Origin of the sequence: Pseudomonas emilianonis (assembly GCF_023072625.1) — a bacterium.
GTDB lineage: Bacteria > Pseudomonadota > Gammaproteobacteria > Pseudomonadales > Pseudomonadaceae > Aquipseudomonas > Aquipseudomonas paraveronii.
Map to the genome: position 1 here is coordinate 1 of NZ_JAKNRV010000083.1, position 17,490 is coordinate 17,490.

Here is a 17,490-nt window from a genome sequence, read left to right on the forward strand (position 1 = left end):
AGCGCTCACGGCGTAGGGCGCGGGCGGTCATCTGGTCGGAACCGGGCGCACGGCCCAGGCCTAGGTCGATCCGGCCGGGGTACAGGCTTTCCAGGGTGCCGAATTGTTCGGCGATCACCAACGGCGCATGGTTGGGCAGCATCACGCCGCCGGAACCGACGCGGATGGTCGAGGTGCCGCCGGCCAGGTAACCGAGCAATACCGAGGTGGCCGAGCTGGCGATGCCATCCATATTGTGGTGTTCAGCTACCCAGAAGCGGTTGTAGCCAAACTTTTCCACATGCTGGGCCAGGTCCAGGGAATTGCGCAGCGACTGTGCGGGACTGCCGTTGGCCCGCACGGGCACCAGGTCGAGGGTCGAGAACTTCACGTCGGACAGCGATTTCATAAGCCTGCTTCTCCAATAAGGGCGCAGGCTTCTTAGACGAACCAAAACCTGCCGCTTCATGTGCATGTTCTATGCAATGAGGGCATATACCCGAGATTCAATAGCGCGCGAGAAATTTCCTACCTTGGCGCTAGGTTTTTCTTACAAGTGAACTTTGCCAAAGCTTCTATCCTCAGAACCCTTACTGAAGCAAAACCACCGTTCGAGGAGACCGCTATGAGTATCGTAAAAAAAGCATCCGCGCATTGGGAAGGTGATCTGAAGACAGGTCTGGGTTCCATCTCCACGGAAACCGGCGTGCTGCGCGAAGCGCCCTACGGCTTTAAGGCCCGTTTCGAGGGAGGCAAGGGCACCAACCCTGAAGAATTGATCGGTGCGGCCCACGCCGGCTGTTTCTCCATGGCGTTTTCCATGATTCTCGGCGACGCCGGGCTCAAGGCTGACAGCATCGACACCCAGGCCGAAGTGACTTTGGATCAGGTCGACGGTGGTTTTGCGATCACCGCTGTACACCTGGTGCTCAAGGCCAAGATTCCCGGCGCGAGCCAGGCGCAGTTCGAAGAACTGAGCAAAAAGGCCAAGGAAGGGTGCCCCGTGTCGAAGGTGCTGAACGCGAAAATCAGCCTGGACGCCACGCTCGTCAACTGACACGGCCTTAAAAAGGTGGGCGGGGGGCAATCCCCCGCCGACATTTAGTTGTGCGTTAAATCAGAACTCGTGTTTCCCCGATGTGGTCCTATAGCCTATGCAGCCTTAGGCGCACACCCGTGCGCATGCATTCAGGGAGCTTCACACATGAAACGTTTTGCTTTGGCGATCATCTGCGGTGTGTTGGCCACATCGGCCGTGGCCGCACCCAAAGACTGCGAAGAGCTCAGGAAAGAGATCGAGATCAAAATCCAGGCCAAGGCGATTCCGTCCTACACCCTGGAGGTCATCACTGCCGAAGAAGCCAAGAACCACGACCGCGCGATGATTGTCGGTTCCTGCGAAAACGGTACCAAGGCGATCATCTACCAGAAGAACAACGACTGATCAGATGCAGTTCACGCTGCGCTCTTGTGCCAACAACTGACGCGCGGCGTTGTACAGCCGGATATTCGGTGTGTAGGCCAACGAGCGCCCCTCCAGGCGATAACGCTGGCCTGCCTCGAAGTGGTCGTACTGCAAGGTCATGAAGCAGGTCCGGTCCTGGGTTTGCGACAACCCGCCAAAGCTGCCGCCGGTCGGCACTTCGAAATCAAAGCGCACCATCAGCTCGTGACTGCCCGGCGGGACCTGGAAGAAGCGTCCGTCGTTGAGGTTCTTCCCATCCAGCCGTTGGGCCATCACCAGTTTGGCCCCCGGTGTCGGGGTGGCGAAATCGATCCAGGCCTGTTGCGGGTCCACCGGCGGGATGGGCGGCGAAGCACAGGCGCTGAGCAACAGGGCGGCGATGGGAAGCACTAGCTGGCGCATGGCGGGCACTCAACACAAGGAGAGCTTTGAGTATAAACACGCTACGCCATGGAAAAACGCCGGGCAGTCACGATAGGCTGGCGAGCAAATTACCCAGGAGCGGTCGCGGCATGGTCAGGCGTTTTCTTCCAGGGTTGTGGGTTGTGCTGCTCAGCGGGTGTTCCAGCGTCAGTTATTACGGCCAATTGGCCAGCGGCCAGTGGCAGTTGCTGCAGGCCCGTGAGCCGGTGGCCAAGGTGATTGCCGACCCCGCGCGACCGCAGCCGTTACGTGATCACTTGGTGCAAGCGCAAAAGGCGCGCACGTTCGCCAGCGCGCAACTGCACCTGCCTGACAACCAGAGTTACCGGCTGTACGCCGATATTGGCCGGCCATATGTGGTCTGGAATGTTTTTGCCACGCAGGAGTTTTCCCTGGCGGCGCAAAATCACTGCTTCCCCATCGCCGGCTGCGTCGCCTATCGCGGTTATTACAGCCAGGGTGCGGCGCGGGGTGAGGCCGCGTTGCTCAAGCAGCAAGGCATGGATGTGTCGATTGGCGGCGTCGAGGCTTATTCCACCTTGGGTTGGTTCAATGACCCGATCATGAGTTCGATGCTGAGCTGGGGCGATGAGCGCCTGGCCACGTTGATTTTTCACGAGCTGGCGCACCAGCGCTTCTACGTGAAGGACGACACCGAGTTCAATGAATCCTTTGCCACCTTCGTCGAGCAGGAAGGCACGCGCCAATGGCGCGTCGCCCGGGGCCTGGCGCCGATCGGCAGCGCGGCGCTGCAGCAGCGTGACCAATTTACCCGGTTGGTCCTCGATACCCGCAAACGTCTGGAAACGCTCTACGCCCAGCCCTTGGCGGCCGATGCGATGCGGCGGGCCAAGGCGGCCGAATTCGAGCGCCTGCGCAGCGAATACCGACAGGTGCGGGACAGTCAGTGGGGCGGCGACAAACGTTATGACGCCTGGGTGAACCAGCCGATGAACAATGCGCGGCTTCTACCGTTCGGGCTGTATGACCAGTGGGTGCCGGCGTTTGCGGCGTTGTTCCGACAGGAAGGTGGGAATTGGCTGAAGTTCTATGCGGCAGTGGAGCGGATGGGCCAACTGCCGGTGGCACAGCGTAAGGCGGCGTTGAGGCAGTTGGAAGGTGTTGGCCGGTAGGGCCTCATCGGGAGCAAGCCCCCTCCCACATTTTGATCCGTGTACGCAGGCCAAATGTGGGAGGGGGCTTGCTCCCGATAGCGCCCTCAAGGCCGCTGCAAAAACGCCTGATGCATCTGCGCCAACGTCTCGAAATGCCAGGTCGGCGCTTCGGCATTCAACTCTTCGAAACTGCCAAACCCATACCCGACCGCCGCCGAATCCAGCCCATTGCTGCGCGCCCCGATCAAGTCGTGCTTGCGGTCGCCGATCATCAAGGTGGTGGCCGGGTCCAGGCGTTCTTCGCGCATCAAGTGGGCAATCAGCTCGACCTTGTTGGTGCGCGTGCCGTCCAGCTCGCTGCCGTAGATCACCTTGAAGTGCTTGGCAAAATCGAAATGGCGGGCGATCTCGCGGGCAAATTCCCACGGCTTGGAGGTGGCTACATACAACTGGCGACCCTGGCTGTTGAGGGCTTCGAGCAGCGGCATCACCCCGTCGAACACGCGGTTTTCATACAAACCGATGACCTTGAAGCGTTCACGGTAGAAGTTCACCGCTTCCCAGGCCTTGGCTTCGTCGAAGCCGTAGAACTGCATAAAGGCTTGCAGCAACGGCGGGCCGATGAAGTGTTCGAGTGTGGTGATGTCGGGCTCGTCGATACCGAGCTTGCCCAGGGCGTACTGGATCGAACGGGTGATGCCCTCGCGTGGGTCGGTCAGGGTGCCGTCCAGGTCGAACAGTACGGTTGGATAGTGCAGGGTCATTGATCGAATCCTTGCGCCAGGTGCAGGTCTTTGAGCTTCACGTAGTTCGCGGCGCTGTAGGTGAAAAACGCGCGTTCCTTGTCAGTCAGTTCGCGGATCTGTTTAACCGGGCTGCCGACGTACAAGAAGCCGCTTTCAAGTTTCTTGCCCGGCGGCACCAGGCTGCCGGCGCCGATGATCACCTCGTCTTCGACCACGGCGCCGTCCATCACGATGCTGCCCATGCCGATCAGGATGCGATTGCCCACGGTGCAGCCGTGCAGCATGACTTTGTGGGCGATGGTCACGTCGTCGCCGATCAGCAGTGGGAAACCATCAGGATTGAACGGCCCGGCATGGGTAATGTGCAGCACACAGCCGTCTTGCACGCTGGTGCGCGCGCCGATGCGGATGCGGTGCATGTCGCCGCGGATCACGGTCAGCGGCCAAACCGAGCTGTCGTCGCCGATTTCTACATCGCCGATCACCACCGCCGAAATATCGACAAAAGCCCCGGCGCCCAGGGTTGGCGTGTGGTTCTGATAGGTGCGAAGGGTCACGATAGCCTCTCTCTCTTCTGCTGATAGCTGCGGTGGACGTTGATTGTAATTAAGATGGCCCCATCTTTGTTCTTACATGTTTCTTCAGCCAAGGTGCCAACCGTGAGCGCGAACAACCCTCTTCTGCAGCCCTACGACCTGCCGCCGTTCTCGGCGATACGTGCCGAGCACGTACAGCCGGCCATCGAACAGATCCTCGCCGACAACCGGCTTGCCATCGAAGGCATCCTGCAAAGCCAGGGGAAAAATCCGACATGGGCCGGTCTGGTCCTTGCCATGGATGAACTGAATGATCGTCTGGGCGCCGCCTGGAGCCCGGTCAGCCACCTCAACGCCGTGTGCAACAGCGCCGAATTGCGTGAGGCGTATGAAAGCTGCCTGCCGGCGTTGAGCGCCTACTCCACCGAGATGGGCCAGAACCGCGAACTGTTCCAGGCGTTCGAGGCTTTGGCCAACAGCCCGCAAGCTGCCGGTTTCGATGTGGCGCAAAAAACCATCCTGGAACACTCGCTGCGCGATTTCCGCTTGTCGGGTATCGATCTGCCGCCCGAGCAGCAAAAGCGCTACGCCGAAGTGCAAAGCAAACTCTCCGAGCTGGGCAGCAAATTCTCCAACCAACTGTTGGACGCCACCCAGGCCTGGACCAAACACGTTACCGATGAAGCCACCCTCGCCGGCCTGACCGACTCGGCCAAGGCACAAATGGCCGCCGCCGCCCAGGCCAAAGACCTCGACGGTTGGTTGATCACCCTGGAATTTCCCAGCTACTACGCGGTGATGACCTACGCCCAGGACCGCGCTCTGCGCGAAGAAATCTACGCCGCCTATTGCACCCGTGCGTCGGACCAAGGCCCGAATGCCGGTCAGAACGATAACGGCCCGATCATGCAACAGATCCTCGACCTGCGTCAGGAACTGGCCCGGCTGCTGGGCTATGCGTCCTTCTCCGAATTGAGCCTGGCCACCAAAATGGCCGACTCCAGCGACCAGGTGCTGAGCTTCCTGCGCGACCTGGCCAAGCGCAGCAAGCCGTTTGCCGCCCAGGACCTGCAACAGCTCAAGGCCTACGCCGCCGAACAAGGCTGCGCCGACCTGCAAAGCTGGGACAGCGGTTTCTACGGTGAAAAATTGCGTGAACAGCGCTACAGCGTGTCCCAGGAAGCCCTGCGCGCCTACTTCCCGATCGACAAGGTGCTCGGCGGCCTGTTCGCCATCGTGCAGCGTCTGTACGGCATCGAGATCGCCGAGCAGAAAGGCTTCGACACCTGGCACCCGGACGTGCGCCTGTTCGAAATCAAGGAAAACGGCCAGCACGTCGGCCGCTTCTTCTTCGACCTGTACGCCCGCGCCAACAAGCGTGGCGGCGCCTGGATGGACGGCGCGCGCGACCGTCGCCGCACCTTCGACGGCGTGCTGCAAAGCCCGGTGGCCAACCTGGTGTGCAACTTCACCCCGGCCGACAGCGGCAAGCCTGCCCTGCTGACCCACGACGAAGTGACGACGCTGTTCCACGAATTCGGCCACGGCCTGCATCACCTGCTGACCCGTGTCGAGCATGCCGGCGTGTCCGGCATCAACGGCGTGGCCTGGGATGCGGTGGAGTTGCCGAGCCAGTTCATGGAGAACTGGTGCTGGGAGCCGGAAGGCCTGGCGCTGATCTCCGGCCACTACGAAACCGGCGAGCCGCTGCCCCAGGACCTGCTGGAAAAAATGCTCGCGGCGAAAAACTTCCAGTCCGGCCTGATGATGGTGCGCCAGTTGGAGTTTTCGCTGTTCGACTTTGAGTTGCATGCCACCCATGGTGACGGCCGCAGTGTGGCGCAGGTACTCGAGGGCGTGCGCGACGAGGTGTCGGTGATGCGTCCGCCGGCCTACAACCGCTTCCCCAACAGCTTCGCGCATATCTTCGCCGGTGGTTACGCTGCGGGTTATTACAGCTACAAGTGGGCTGAAGTGCTGTCCGCCGATGCTTTCTCCAAGTTCGAAGAAGACGGCGTGCTCAATGCCGAAACCGGACGTGCTTTCCGCGAGGCGATCCTGGCCCGTGGCGGTTCCCAGGCGCCGATGGTGTTGTTTGTCGATTTCCGCGGGCGTGCGCCGTCGATTGACGCACTCTTGCGCCACAGCGGCCTGAGTGAGGACGCAGCAGCATGAGTGACGTGCCAGTGATTACCAAAAAGCAGTTTATTGCCGGGGCCGTTTGCCCGGCGTGCAGCGAGCCGGACAAATTGAAGATGTGGACCGAGGATAACGTGCCGCATCGCGAGTGCGTGGCCTGCGGCTATACCGACACGCTGAATGATCAGGGCTTGTCGGTGCCCAAGGAGCTGGGTACGCGGGTCAATACCTCGGCGCTCAAAGCGCCGGACCCGAAGGTGCAGTCGGTGCAGTTCTTTCCTAACCCGAAGCTGAAGAAAGACTGAGATCCTGTCAGGGCGTAATCAGCGCTCTGGCGTCTTTGGTGGGTTCAACAGGGCTGGTGGTACTGGCCGTGTTGAACCAACTTTTCATTGAGCACAGGGCAAACTCGCTGGTGCTGCAATCGCCATTCGCCAAGGCTGTGCGCAACTTGTCGATATCGGCCTTCATCATGTAGCGAACACCGTCCTTGAGGCCCTTGCTGCTGCCGAAGTTGCCCAAGGTCATTTCGTTCAACGCCTCTTCCTTGCTCCAACCCTGAACCACCACGCGATACATCGCCGCCATCAGGCCCGTGCGGTCTGTGCCGTGTTTGCAGTGCATCAGCACCGCACCGTTGGCTTCGGCCTCGCGAATCGCCCTCAGCGCGGCGAGCACGTCAGCGTCATCGACATGGTTGGTGCGATAAATCAGCTGGACCTGTCGGATATCAGGAGTTTTCAGCCAATCGCTGTCGGACTCTGGCAGAAAGTTGATCACGGTGCTGATCTTGAGTTTTTCCAGCAGAGGCACCGCGCTGCTGTCTGGCAGCGCGCTGCGATAGAGCGTGGGCGTCATCTGGTGCAGGTTGTATTGATTGCCAACCGGCTGCGCCCATTCGGGTGAGCGAAGGGATGCGGTGTCGTCCGCCCAGGTGTGTGCGCTGGTGAACAGTGCCAGGAACGCGAGGCCGAGGGCCGATAGCCATTGATGCTTGAACATGCGCGACGTAACCGATAGAGGGTTGGCGGGTGATGCCAAGAGTCGGTCAGACGGGGTCAATGGGGTGTGAGGGGCGCGTCAAAGAATCGTGAATCGCTGTCGGGCGACGTCCTGGGGCAGGTGACGCAAAAGCACTGACCGCCAAACGGCACTGGTCATCCCGCTTGCGCCTCTATACTGTATATAAAAACAGTATAGGGGCATTTTCATGTCTGCACCTCTGCCGCCCCGTGGCCGGGGCACGGCGACCAACCTGCACAATCGTTTCGCGCCTACCGTCAGCGTGGCCGAGGACGACGGCTGGTATCAGGAAGTGCCGCCGACCCAGGGCACCGAAGTGCGTATCGAAACCGCCAAGACCATCATCACGCGCAACAACTCGCCGGACTTGCCGTTCGATCGCTCGATCAATCCTTATCGCGGGTGTGAGCATGGCTGTATCTACTGCTATGCGCGGCCCAGCCATGCCTATTGGGACCTGTCGCCGGGGCTGGATTTCGAAACCAAACTGATCGCCAAGACCAACGCCGCCGACGTGCTTGAGCAGCAGCTGTCCAAGCCCGGCTACGTGTGTGCGCCGATCAACCTCGGTTCCAACACCGATCCGTACCAGCCCATCGAGCGCGAGTACAAGATCACCCGGCAAACCCTCGAAGTGCTGCTGCGCTATCGGCACCCGGTGACCATCATCACCAAGGGCTCGCTGATCCTGCGCGATCTCGACCTGCTCACCGAACTGGCGCGCCAGCGGCTGGTGGCGGTGATGATCAGCCTCACCAGCCTCGACGACGAGCTCAAGCGCATCCTGGAGCCACGCACGGCGGCGCCCAAGGCGCGATTGCGGGCGATCCGGGTGATGCGCGAGGCTGGCATCCCGGTGGGGGTGCTGTGCTCGCCGATGATCCCGATGATCAACGACAGCGAACTGGAGAGCCTGCTCACCGAAGCCCATGCGGCCGGTGCGCAAAGTGCGGCGTACATGATGCTGCGCCTGCCGCTGGAGGTGGCGCCGCTGTTCGAGGAGTGGCTGGCCGCGCATTACCCGCAGCGCGCCGCCCATGTGATGAGCCTGGTGCGCCAGGTGCGCGGCGGGGAGGTGTATGACAGCCGCTTCGGCGTGCGCATGCGCGGAGAGGGGCCGTTTGCCGATCTGCTGGCGCAGCGCTTTCGCAAGGCGATCAAGCGCCTGGGGCTCGACCGTCGGGAAGGTTTCAACCTGGATTGCACGGCGTTCTGCCCACCGGGCAGGCAGATGGCGTTGTTGTAGACTATCGAGCAAGCATGCGCTGGCCCTGTAGGAATAGTCGCGTTTTGATATCACTGAAACCCTTGATCTAGAGCGGTTGATTCAGTTTGAGTTAAGTTTCGACGGCTACCTTGTTCAGCGAATGACTGATGAGTCGGAACCCGGCTTTGTGGCGTTCCAAAACTATTCCATCGGCCCGGCGTCGAATTGACCTGAACCCTCCCCTGCATTAATCAAGAGGATGCATCATGAGTGACAAGGATAAACAGCCGTTGGCTGCGTCGGCTTCAGCCGCTCAAGTGGCGGAGTCCGCCGATGCAGCGCTAAAGCACATCGTTGACGGCTTTTTGCATTTCCATCACGACGTCTTCCCTCAGCAAGAAGAGCTCTTCAAGAAACTCGCCACGGCCCAGAACCCGCGGGCGATGTTCATTACCTGCGCCGACTCGCGCATCGTGCCCGAGCTGATTACCCAGAGCTCGCCCGGCGACCTGTTCGTGACCCGTAACGTCGGCAACGTGGTGCCACCCTACGGGCAGATGAACGGCGGCGTTTCCACCGCCATCGAGTACGCGGTCCTTGCCTTGGGCGTGCAGCACATCATCGTGTGCGGGCACTCCGACTGCGGCGCGATGCGTGCGGTGCTCAACCCCGCGAGCCTGGAGAAGATGCCGACGGTCAAGGCCTGGCTGCGTCACGCCGAAGTCGCCAAGACCATGGTTCACGACAACTGCGATTGCGCCAATGAAGGCGAGAGCATGAAGATGCTGACCGAAGAAAACGTCATCGCCCAGTTGCAGCATTTGCGCACCCACCCTTCCGTGGCCTCGCGCATGGCCAATGGTCATTTGTATATCCATGGCTGGATCTACGACATCGAGACCAGTGAAATCCGCGCCTATGATGCGGAAAAGGCGGCGTTTCGACCGCTGAACGGCACCGAGCCGATCCCCTCCGCGACGCCTAAAGCGCGCTTCTAACACACTTCCCTGCCGGGTAAAGCGGTGGCTGCCATGGATGCAGCCAGGCTTTGCCGCGCCCGGCGAATGCCTCGGGAGAGTCATCATGCGTGCTGCTCAATTAAAAGCTGTATTGCCTCGGGAGCTGCTGGCTTCCGTGGTGGTGTTTCTGGTCGCCCTGCCGTTGTGCATGGGGATCGCGATCGCGTCCGGCATGCCGCCGTCCAAGGGCCTGATCACCGGGATTATCGGTGGCCTGGTGGTGGGCTGGATGGCGGGTTCGCCACTGCAAGTCAGCGGGCCGGCGGCGGGTTTGGCGGTATTGGTGTTTGAGCTGGTGCGCCAGCACGGCATGCTGATGCTCGGGCCGATCCTGCTGCTGGCCGGCTTCCTGCAACTGGTGGCCGGGCGTTTGCGTCTGGGTTGCTGGTTCCGTGTCACGGCGCCCGCGGTGGTCTACGGCATGCTGGCGGGGATCGGCGTGCTGATTGTGCTGTCGCAGGTCCATGTGATGCTCGACGGTGCGCCCAAGCCATCAGGGCTGGATAACCTGGCGAACTTCCCGGCCGCGCTGGCAGAGGCGATTCCTACCCTGGGCGGCGGCCTTGGTTGGCAGGCCGGTTTGCTGGGTTTGTCGACGATGCTCGTGATGTACCTGTGGGATAAGTTCCGCCCGCAACCGCTGCGGTTTGTGCCGGGCGCCTTGTTGGGGGTGGGCCTGGCAACGGTCACCAGCCTGGTGCTGGCGTTGCAGGTCAAGCGCGTGGAGGTTCCGGAAAACCTCGCTGACGCCATCGATTGGCTGCGTCCCAGCGACCTGCTGAACCTGGCCGACCCTCAATTGTTGATCGCCGCGTTTGCCGTGGCGTTTATCGCCAGTGCCGAAACCCTGCTTTCCGCCGCAGCGGTCGACCGTATGCACAGTGGGCAGCGTTCCGATTTCGATAAGGAATTGTCCGCTCAAGGCGTGGGCAACATGCTCTGCGGCCTGGTCGGCGCCTTGCCGATGACCGGCGTGATCGTGCGCAGCTCGGCCAACGTGCAAGCCGGGGCCACCACGCGCTTATCGGCGATGTTCCATGGCGTGTGGCTGCTGGGGTTCGTGCTGTTGTTGTCGAGCGTGTTGCAAAGCATTCCGGTGGCGAGTCTGGCGGGCGTGCTGGTGTACACCGGGATCAAACTGGTGGACGTCAAGGCGTTCCGGGCCTTGGGCCGCTACGGGCGGATGCCGATGTTTACCTATGCGGCCACGGCGCTGGCGATCGTCTTTACCGACCTGCTGACCGGCGTGCTGGTTGGCTTCGGGCTGACGTTGCTGAAACTGGCGTTCAAGGCTTCGCGTCTGAAAATCAGTCTGATCGATTTGCCTCAGATCGGCGAAATGGAGCTGCGTTTGAGCGGTGCGGCGACCTTTCTGAAAGTGCCGGCGTTAACCCAGGTGCTGTCGACGGTGCCTGCGGGAACCACCGTGCATGTACCGCTGAGTAACTTGAGTTACATCGACCACTCTTGCCTGGAGTTGCTGGAGGAGTGGGGCCGGGCCAATGCGGCCAAGGGCGCGAAGCTGGTGATTGAGGCGCGGGGGTTGAAGCGTCGGCTGGAAGGACGGGTGCGGACGACGACGGGGATCGGTTCGGCGCCGCTTACCAACTGACGGAACCGGATCAAAAATGTGGGAGGGGTCTTGCCCCCGATGGCGGTGAATCAGTGCCCAATCTGCTAGCTGACACACCGCCATCGGGGGCAAGCCCCCTCCCACATTTGTTTAGCGTCAGGCCGACTGATCCAGCTCCAACTCAACGCCCAGCTTGCGTGACAGGCACGGCCAGCGCTTCCACGCCGCTTCCGTGGCCACGCTTTTGAGCTGCTCGCGATACGCTTCGACCGATTCCAGCGCAAAGTTGTCTTCGTTGAGCATTTCATCCACCGCATGGTGTACGGCTTCATCCAACTGGTTGGCAAATGTCTCGCCGATCAGTTGATGGGCAATCAGGTTGGCCACGGTCGTATCCGCCGGAATCAACGGTTGGCCGAAATGCTTGATATACAGGTCATTGACCTCTTCAACCAGGCGATGGGCCAGGTAGGCCTCGTCCAGCAGGCCGTCGAGGCCGATATGGCCTGTCAGAATCGCAGGCGGTTGCAGGAAAAATTGCTCGGCAATCTTCAGTACCGGCTTGACCTGGCTTTCGATGCCGGCCTCGCGGGCCACGTCGTTGGCGGCGTCCAGCAGGTCCGGGACGAGGTCGACGTAGGCAGCGACAAAACGTGTCATGACGATGTTGCGATCCCCTTCCGCCAGGGTGATGGCCGGATGCAGGTGCGGCAATTGTTTCTCGAGTTGCTGGGCCAGTTGGCCAGTGCTGGCTTCGTGTTGATGGGCACGGGAAATCTGCTCGCGCAATGCGGCGGTGTTCATGAAAGCTCCAGTGAAGCAGGCGTAGGAAAAGGGAAAGGACAAGGTAGTTCGGTTATACGAGCGCCTAAGACGCATTTGTCATAATTATTTCATGGTTATGCGCCGGCGTTATATCGAATTGCCATCGTTCGTCGGATAAACGATTCCGTCCCCGATTTTATGGGCTCCGTCCGTCTGTTTTAGCTCATTTGCCCCTGCACATTGCGGGGTTGCAGGTGCTGTCTATACTCGGTTTTGTACGCGATTAGCTGATGACGCCAGACTGCATAAGCAGGTGAGGCTAAGCGGTTGTAAGCAGTATGGAAGCCGCTCCCTTCGCCGCAGGTGCAAACCGGCGGGATAACAAGAACGATAAGGGGAACCCGCAATGACGCGACATCCACATGTTTGGATGGGCCTCCTGTTGTGGTCAGTATTCGGTCAGGCGCATGCCGCCTGGACAACGAATATGGCGCCAGGGGCGACAGAAGTCAGTCACGCTGTGTTCGACCTGCACATGACCATTTTCTGGATCTGTGTGGTGATCGGCATTGTCGTATTTGGCGCGATGTTCTGGTCGATGATCCTTCACCGCCGGTCTACGGGCCAGGTGGCAGCCAAGTTCCACGAAAGCACCACCGTGGAAATCCTCTGGACCGTAGTGCCCTTGCTGATCCTGGTGGCCATGGCCATCCCGGCGACCAAGACCCTGATCAACATCTACGACAGCAGTGAATCGGATATCGATATCCAGGTCACCGGCTATCAGTGGAAGTGGCATTACAAATACCTCGGCCAGGATGTGGAGTTCTTCAGCAACCTGGCCACGCCTGCCGAGCAAATCCATAACCAAGCCACCAAGGGCGAACATTACCTGCTGGAAGTCGACCAGCCGCTGGTGTTGCCGGTGGGCGCCAAGGTGCGTTTTTTGGTGACTGCTGCGGACGTGATCCACTCGTGGTGGGTGCCGGCCTTTGCGGTCAAGCGCGACGCCATCCCCGGTTTCATCAACGAGGCCTGGACCCGTGTCGAGAAGCCCGGCATCTACCGGGGCCAGTGCGCCGAACTGTGCGGCAAGGACCACGGCTTCATGCCTATCGTGGTCGAGGTCAAGTCCAAGGCCGATTACGACACCTGGCTCGGCGAACGCAAGGCCGAGGCCGCCAAGCTCAAGGAGCTGACCTCCAAAGAGTGGACGCGCGAAGAGCTGGTGGCCCGTGGCGACAAGGTCTACCACAGCGCCTGCGTGGCCTGTCACCAGGCCGAAGGCCAGGGTCTGCCGCCGATGTTCCCGGCGCTCAAGGGCTCGCCGATCGCCACCGGCACTAAGGAAGACCACCTGCACCGCGTCTACTTCGGCAAACCGGGGACCGCCATGGCGGCCTTCGGCAAACAGCTCTCGGAAGTGGATATCGCCGCAGTGGTGACCTACGAGCGCAACGCCTGGGGCAACAACAAAGGCGACATGGTCACGCCCAAAGACGTGCTGGCTCTGAAACAGGCGCAAAGCAAATGACAACCTTCATTGGCTGCGCCCTGAACCGCCCCGCCCACTCGTTTGCAGGAGAACGGCCATGAGCGCTGTGATCGATGACCATGGCCACGCCAGTGACCATGCCCACGGCCCCGCCAAGGGTTTGATGCGCTGGGTGCTGACCACCAACCACAAAGACATCGGCACGATGTACCTGTGGTTCGCGTTCGCCATGTTCTTGCTCGGCGGTTCGTTCGCCATGGTGATCCGCGCCGAGCTGTTCCAGCCCGGCCTGCAGATCGTCGAGCCGGCGTTCTTCAACCAGATGACCACCATGCACGGCTTGATCATGGTGTTCGGCGCGGTGATGCCGGCGTTCGTCGGCCTGGCCAACTGGATGATCCCGCTGATGATCGGCGCGCCGGACATGGCCCTGCCGCGCATGAACAACTTCAGCTTCTGGCTGCTGCCGGCGGCGTTCCTGCTGCTGGTCTCGACCCTGTTCACTCCGGGCGGCGGGCCGAATTTCGGCTGGACCTTCTACGCCCCGCTCTCCACCACCTACGCCCCGGAAAGCGTGACCTTCTTCATCTTCGCCATCCACCTGATGGGTATCAGTTCGATCATGGGCGCGATCAACGTGGTCGCCACCATCCTCAACCTGCGCGCACCGGGCATGACCCTGATGAAAATGCCGCTGTTCGTATGGACTTGGCTGATCACCGCCTTCCTGTTGATCGCGGTGATGCCGGTGCTGGCCGGTTGCGTGACCATGATGTTGATGGACATCCACTTCGGCACCAGCTTCTTCAGTGCGGCCGGCGGCGGTGACCCGGTGTTGTTCCAGCATGTGTTCTGGTTCTTCGGCCATCCCGAGGTGTACATCATGATCCTGCCGGCCTTCGGCGCCGTCAGTTCGATCATCCCGACCTTTTCGCGCAAGCCGCTGTTCGGCTACACCTCGATGGTCTACGCCACGGCGAGCATCGCGTTCCTGTCGTTCATCGTGTGGGCGCACCACATGTTTGTGGTCGGCATTCCGCTGGTGGGCGAGCTGTTCTTCATGTACGCCACCCTGCTGATCGCCGTACCGACGGGGGTGAAGGTGTTCAACTGGGTCAGCACCATGTGGCAAGGCTCGCTGACGTTCGAGACGCCGATGCTGTTCGCGGTGGCGTTCGTGATCCTGTTCACCATCGGTGGTTTCTCCGGCTTGATGCTGGCCATCGCTCCGGCGGACTTCCAGTACCACGACACCTACTTCGTGGTGGCGCACTTCCATTACGTACTGGTGCCCGGCGCGATCTTCGGCATCTTCGCCTCGGCCTACTACTGGCTGCCGAAATGGACCGGCCACATGTACGACGAAACCCTGGGCAAGCTGCACTTCTGGCTGTCTTTCGTGGGCATGAACATGGCGTTCTTCCCGATGCACTTCGTCGGGCTGGCCGGCATGCCGCGCCGGGTGCCGGATTACAACCTGCAGTTCGCCGACTTCAACATGGTCTCGTCCATCGGCGCCTTCATGTTCGGCGCCACGCAGATCTTCTTCCTGTTTATCGTGATCAAGTGCATCCGCGGCGGCCCGCCGGCGCCGGCCAAGCCGTGGGACGGGGCCGAAGGCCTGGAGTGGAGCGTGCCCTCGCCCGCGCCGTATCACACCTTCACCACACCGCCGGAGATCAAATGAACCGGTTTGCACAAATCCCCTGTGTGAGGGCGCTTGCTCCCGATAGCGGTGTGTCAGTCGACACCTTCATTGGCTGTAAGGCCGCCATCGGGAGCAAGCCCCCTCCCACACCGTCGGGTGATCGCCATGGCTGACTCCGTGCCGCTCAAGCGCCTGGTCACCCGCCTGCTGATCCTGGTGTTGGCGATGTTCGCCTTCGGCTTTGCCCTCGTGCCGATCTACGACGTGATGTGCAAGGCGTTCGGCATCAACGGCAAGACGGCTGGGCAATATGAAGGCGAGCAGATCGTCGATCCGTCGCGTCAGGTGCGGGTGCAGTTCCTGTCCACCAATGCCATCGACATGGTCTGGGAGTTCCATTCCAAGGCCGATGAGATCGTCGTCAACCCGGGCGCGGTCAACGAGATGCTCTTCGTGGCCTACAACCCCAGCGACAAGCCGATGACAGCCCAGGCGATCCCGAGCATTTCCCCGGCCGAAGCGGCGATGTACTTCCACAAGACCGAGTGCTTTTGCTTCACCCAGCAAGTGCTGCAACCCGGTGAGCGCATCGAAATGCCGGTGCGCTTCATTGTCGATCGCGACATGCCCAAGGATGTGAAGCATTTGACCCTGGCGTACACGCTGTTTGATATCACCGCGCGCCAACCGCCCGTGGCTGTCCATAGCGGCGGCTAGCTACTGTTTGCCCGCTCAATCAGGAGAGCGAATACATGTCGACTCATGATACGTACTACGTACCAGCGCAAAGCAAATGGCCGATAATTGCTACGGTTGGCCTGCTGGTCACCGTGTATGGCCTGGCCGTGTGGTTCAACGACCTAAAGGCTGCTCGCCCGGAGTCCCACGGGCCGTGGATCTTTTTCGTCGGCGGCTTGCTGCTGGCCTACATGCTGTTCGGCTGGTTCGGCGCGGTGATCAAGGAAAGCCGCGCAGGCCTGTACAGCGCGCAGATGGACCGCTCGTTTCGCTGGGGCATGACCTGGTTCATCTTTTCCGAAGTGATGTTCTTTATCGCGTTCTTCGGCGCGCTGTTTTATGTGCGGCATATGTCGGCGCCGTGGTTGGCGGGCGAAGGCTCCAAAGGCATTGCGCATATGCTGTGGCCGAATTTCGAGTTTGCCTGGCCGCTGCTCAATAACCCTGATCCCAAGCTGTTTCCCGCGCCGGAAGGCACTATCAGCCCGTGGGGCCTGCCCCTGGTCAACACCATCCTGCTGGTGAGTTCCAGCGTGACCATCACCATCGCCCACCATGCCCTGCGCAAAGGACATCGTGGCGCGCTGAAAATCTGGCTGGCGCTCACGGTGCTGCTGGGCCTGGGCTTTCTCGGGTTCCAGGCCGAGGAATACATCCACGCCTACAAAGAGCTGGGCCTGACCCTGGGCTCCGGCGTGTACGGCGCGACTTTCTTCATGCTCACGGGTTTTCACGGTGCCCACGTGACCATCGGCACCATCATTCTGTTCGTGATGCTGATGCGCATCCTGCGCGGGCACTTCAATGCCGAGCATCAGTTCGGTTTCGAAGCCGCCAGTTGGTATTGGCACTTTGTGGATGTGGTTTGGATCGGGCTGTTTTTCTTCGTTTATGTGCTGTGAGGCGCGTTACCAAGGCGCATGCGACACCAACTGGCCGCTGAAAAAGCCCCAGGCGATCAACGCCACGGTGATCACGGCCAGTACGACACGCACGGTCAAGGCCGTGACGAGGCGGTTGGAGTGGCCCTCGTCCTTGACCAAAAAGAACAAGCCGCTGAACAGGCTTGCGACGGTCGCGATCAGCATCAGGGCAATGGCGGCTTTGAGCATGGTCTGGCTCCAGGGCTTACAGAGGGAGGGGCGATGAAATTCAGTATAGCCAGTGCTATCCAGCGCTTTCGCCCCGGTATAGCGCCGACGTTGGTGGTGCTCGTGTTGCTGCCACTGATGGTGGGCCTGGGCTTCTGGCAACTGTCACGCGGCCATGAAAAACAGTTGATGGTGGACAGCTATGCCGAGCGCCGCGCCGCTGAGCCGGTAGGCAGTGCGCAACTCGGCGGCATGGCTGATCCGGCCTTCCGTCGCGTGCATCTGCGCGGCCAATTCGACGGTGAGCACAGTGTGTTGCTCGACAACCGCATGCGTAATGGCAAGGCCGGCGTCGAGCTGCTGCAACCGTTCCACGACCAGGCCAGCGGCCTGTGGCTGTTGCTGATCGACTCCACCACTTGCAGTGCCAGTTTGCCCTTGTGCGAACCAAGCTTGACCTTGAACGACGGTACGCCGCTGGCGCGCATGATCAGTTCTTCCGGCAACTCGACGGGAATCACGTCGCCC

General features: G+C 60.9%; 19 protein-coding genes and 2 pseudogenes. 13 read left to right on the top strand and 8 right to left on the bottom strand.

Translation table 11 applies throughout. The features are described from left to right. Window positions 1-388: MsnO8 family LLM class oxidoreductase (locus tag L9Z73_RS11355; protein WP_247400224.1), on the bottom strand; the 388-nt coding region annotated here is incomplete at its 3' end. Window positions 389-604: 216 nt separating this feature from the next. Here L9Z73_RS11355 and L9Z73_RS11360 point away from each other — a divergent pair. Next, complete coding sequence (locus L9Z73_RS11360) at window positions 605-1,036, top strand: OsmC family protein (protein ID WP_247400226.1); 432 nt, start codon at window positions 605-607, stop codon at window positions 1,034-1,036. Between the two features lie 147 nt (window positions 1,037-1,183). Continuing rightward, window positions 1,184-1,423 (top strand): DUF1161 domain-containing protein, encoded by a 240-nt coding sequence (locus tag L9Z73_RS11365; RefSeq protein ID WP_247400228.1) that lies wholly within the window; start codon window positions 1,184-1,186, stop codon window positions 1,421-1,423. Here the strand turns inward: L9Z73_RS11365 and L9Z73_RS11370 are convergent, their stop codons facing one another. Further along, window positions 1,424-1,846 carry a hypothetical protein gene (locus tag L9Z73_RS11370; protein ID WP_247400230.1) on the bottom strand — a complete coding sequence of 141 codons (423 nt, stop codon included), beginning with the start codon at window positions 1,844-1,846 and terminating at the stop codon, window positions 1,424-1,426. 110 nt (window positions 1,847-1,956) lie between these two features. On the opposite strand from L9Z73_RS11370, the gene L9Z73_RS11375 reads away from it, so the two are divergent. Further along, window positions 1,957-3,000, top strand: coding sequence for an aminopeptidase (locus L9Z73_RS11375; RefSeq protein WP_247400232.1), 1,044 nt, complete (start codon window positions 1,957-1,959; stop codon window positions 2,998-3,000). An 86-nt stretch (window positions 3,001-3,086) separates the two neighbouring features. Here L9Z73_RS11375 and L9Z73_RS11380 read toward each other — a convergent pair whose 3' ends face one another. Beyond that, window positions 3,087-3,746, bottom strand: a complete 660-nt coding sequence (locus L9Z73_RS11380; protein ID WP_247400234.1) for an HAD family hydrolase — start codon at window positions 3,744-3,746, stop codon at window positions 3,087-3,089. Next, window positions 3,743-4,285: a gamma carbonic anhydrase family protein gene (locus L9Z73_RS11385; RefSeq protein WP_247400236.1), complete on the bottom strand. Its 543-nt coding sequence runs from the start codon at window positions 4,283-4,285 to the stop codon at window positions 3,743-3,745. Before L9Z73_RS11385 ends, L9Z73_RS11380 begins: the two co-directional genes overlap by 4 nt. Window positions 4,286-4,339: 54 nt before the next feature. Here L9Z73_RS11385 and prlC point away from each other — a divergent pair, with 54 nt between their 5' ends. Both prlC and L9Z73_RS11395 read left to right on the top strand, forming a co-directional pair. Beyond that, on the top strand, window positions 4,340-6,439 hold the full coding sequence (gene prlC / locus L9Z73_RS11390) for an oligopeptidase A (protein WP_247400238.1): 2,100 nt from the start codon (window positions 4,340-4,342) through the stop codon (window positions 6,437-6,439). After that, window positions 6,436-6,708 (top strand): YheV family putative zinc ribbon protein, encoded by a 273-nt coding sequence (locus L9Z73_RS11395; protein WP_247400240.1) that lies wholly within the window; start codon window positions 6,436-6,438, stop codon window positions 6,706-6,708. The genes prlC and L9Z73_RS11395 overlap by 4 nt, the downstream gene beginning before the upstream one ends. 7 nt (window positions 6,709-6,715) lie before the next feature. Here L9Z73_RS11395 and L9Z73_RS11400 read toward each other — a convergent pair whose 3' ends face one another. Next, window positions 6,716-7,405 (bottom strand): dual specificity protein phosphatase family protein, encoded by a 690-nt coding sequence (locus tag L9Z73_RS11400; RefSeq protein WP_247400241.1) that lies wholly within the window; start codon window positions 7,403-7,405, stop codon window positions 6,716-6,718. Between the two features lie 208 nt (window positions 7,406-7,613). Between L9Z73_RS11400 and L9Z73_RS11405 the strand changes: the two genes are divergently transcribed. The 3 genes from L9Z73_RS11405 to L9Z73_RS11415 all read left to right on the top strand — a co-directional run bounded on the left by L9Z73_RS11405 (window position 7,614) and on the right by L9Z73_RS11415 (window position 11,264). Next, window positions 7,614-8,672, top strand: coding sequence for a PA0069 family radical SAM protein (locus L9Z73_RS11405; protein WP_247400244.1), 1,059 nt, complete (start codon window positions 7,614-7,616; stop codon window positions 8,670-8,672). A gap of 227 nt (window positions 8,673-8,899) precedes the next feature. Next, window positions 8,900-9,631, top strand: coding sequence for a carbonic anhydrase (locus L9Z73_RS11410; protein ID WP_247400246.1), 732 nt, complete (start codon window positions 8,900-8,902; stop codon window positions 9,629-9,631). An 85-nt stretch (window positions 9,632-9,716) separates the two neighbouring features. Continuing rightward, entirely contained in the window at window positions 9,717-11,264 is a 1,548-nt protein-coding gene (locus L9Z73_RS11415) for a SulP family inorganic anion transporter (protein ID WP_247400248.1), read from the top strand. Window positions 11,265-11,381: 117 nt separating this feature from the next. On the opposite strand, the gene L9Z73_RS11420 is transcribed toward L9Z73_RS11415, so the two are convergent. Beyond that, window positions 11,382-12,029 (bottom strand): hypothetical protein, encoded by a 648-nt coding sequence (locus L9Z73_RS11420; protein WP_247400250.1) that lies wholly within the window; start codon window positions 12,027-12,029, stop codon window positions 11,382-11,384. Between the two features lie 367 nt (window positions 12,030-12,396). On the opposite strand from L9Z73_RS11420, the gene coxB reads away from it, so the two are divergent. From coxB to L9Z73_RS11440, 4 genes are all read left to right on the top strand, one after another. Further along, a complete protein-coding gene (gene coxB / locus L9Z73_RS11425) occupies window positions 12,397-13,524 on the top strand; it encodes a cytochrome c oxidase subunit II (protein ID WP_247400252.1) in 1,128 nt (375 codons plus the stop codon). A 58-nt stretch (window positions 13,525-13,582) separates the two neighbouring features. Then, window positions 13,583-15,172, top strand: coding sequence for a cytochrome c oxidase subunit I (ctaD, locus tag L9Z73_RS11430; RefSeq protein ID WP_247400254.1), 1,590 nt, complete (start codon window positions 13,583-13,585; stop codon window positions 15,170-15,172). A 126-nt stretch (window positions 15,173-15,298) separates the two neighbouring features. Next, a complete protein-coding gene (locus tag L9Z73_RS11435; protein ID WP_026140285.1) occupies window positions 15,299-15,850 on the top strand; it encodes a cytochrome c oxidase assembly protein in 552 nt (183 codons plus the stop codon). A gap of 35 nt (window positions 15,851-15,885) precedes the next feature. Continuing rightward, window positions 15,886-16,773 (top strand): cytochrome c oxidase subunit 3, encoded by an 888-nt coding sequence (locus L9Z73_RS11440; protein WP_247400256.1) that lies wholly within the window; start codon window positions 15,886-15,888, stop codon window positions 16,771-16,773. A 6-nt stretch (window positions 16,774-16,779) separates the two neighbouring features. On the opposite strand, the gene L9Z73_RS11445 is transcribed toward L9Z73_RS11440, so the two are convergent. After that, window positions 16,780-16,983: a twin transmembrane helix small protein gene (locus L9Z73_RS11445; RefSeq protein ID WP_017849009.1), complete on the bottom strand. Its 204-nt coding sequence runs from the start codon at window positions 16,981-16,983 to the stop codon at window positions 16,780-16,782. Between the two features lie 33 nt (window positions 16,984-17,016). Here L9Z73_RS11445 and L9Z73_RS11450 point away from each other — a divergent pair. Then, window positions 17,017-17,367 (top strand): annotated as a pseudogene (locus L9Z73_RS11450) (SURF1 family protein); the annotation flags it as partial. Here L9Z73_RS11450 and L9Z73_RS11455 read toward each other — a convergent pair. Continuing rightward, window positions 17,364-17,490, bottom strand: a pseudogene (locus L9Z73_RS11455) (FliM/FliN family flagellar motor switch protein); the annotation flags it as partial. The pseudogenes L9Z73_RS11450 and L9Z73_RS11455 sit on opposite strands and share 4 nt — an antisense overlap.

Coding starts and splice junctions, on each gene's coding strand:
- ctaD (WP_247400254.1), top strand. CDS start 13,583: ATGAGCGCTGTGATCGATGACCATGGCCACGCCAGTGACCATGCCCAC.
- L9Z73_RS11395 (WP_247400240.1), top strand. CDS start 6,436: ATGAGTGACGTGCCAGTGATTACCAAAAAGCAGTTTATTGCCGGGGCC.
- L9Z73_RS11365 (WP_247400228.1), top strand. CDS start 1,184: ATGAAACGTTTTGCTTTGGCGATCATCTGCGGTGTGTTGGCCACATCG.
- coxB (WP_247400252.1), top strand. CDS start 12,397: ATGACGCGACATCCACATGTTTGGATGGGCCTCCTGTTGTGGTCAGTA.
- L9Z73_RS11405 (WP_247400244.1), top strand. CDS start 7,614: ATGTCTGCACCTCTGCCGCCCCGTGGCCGGGGCACGGCGACCAACCTG.
- L9Z73_RS11440 (WP_247400256.1), top strand. CDS start 15,886: ATGTCGACTCATGATACGTACTACGTACCAGCGCAAAGCAAATGGCCG.
- L9Z73_RS11435 (WP_026140285.1), top strand. CDS start 15,299: ATGGCTGACTCCGTGCCGCTCAAGCGCCTGGTCACCCGCCTGCTGATC.
- prlC (WP_247400238.1), top strand. CDS start 4,340: ATGGCCCCATCTTTGTTCTTACATGTTTCTTCAGCCAAGGTGCCAACC.
- L9Z73_RS11445 (WP_017849009.1), bottom strand. CDS start 16,983: ATGCTCAAAGCCGCCATTGCCCTGATGCTGATCGCGACCGTCGCAAGC.
- L9Z73_RS11400 (WP_247400241.1), bottom strand. CDS start 7,405: ATGTTCAAGCATCAATGGCTATCGGCCCTCGGCCTCGCGTTCCTGGCA.
- L9Z73_RS11420 (WP_247400250.1), bottom strand. CDS start 12,029: ATGAACACCGCCGCATTGCGCGAGCAGATTTCCCGTGCCCATCAACAC.
- L9Z73_RS11360 (WP_247400226.1), top strand. CDS start 605: ATGAGTATCGTAAAAAAAGCATCCGCGCATTGGGAAGGTGATCTGAAG.
- L9Z73_RS11380 (WP_247400234.1), bottom strand. CDS start 3,746: ATGACCCTGCACTATCCAACCGTACTGTTCGACCTGGACGGCACCCTG.
- L9Z73_RS11415 (WP_247400248.1), top strand. CDS start 9,717: ATGCGTGCTGCTCAATTAAAAGCTGTATTGCCTCGGGAGCTGCTGGCT.
- L9Z73_RS11370 (WP_247400230.1), bottom strand. CDS start 1,846: ATGCGCCAGCTAGTGCTTCCCATCGCCGCCCTGTTGCTCAGCGCCTGT.
- L9Z73_RS11410 (WP_247400246.1), top strand. CDS start 8,900: ATGAGTGACAAGGATAAACAGCCGTTGGCTGCGTCGGCTTCAGCCGCT.
- L9Z73_RS11375 (WP_247400232.1), top strand. CDS start 1,957: ATGGTCAGGCGTTTTCTTCCAGGGTTGTGGGTTGTGCTGCTCAGCGGG.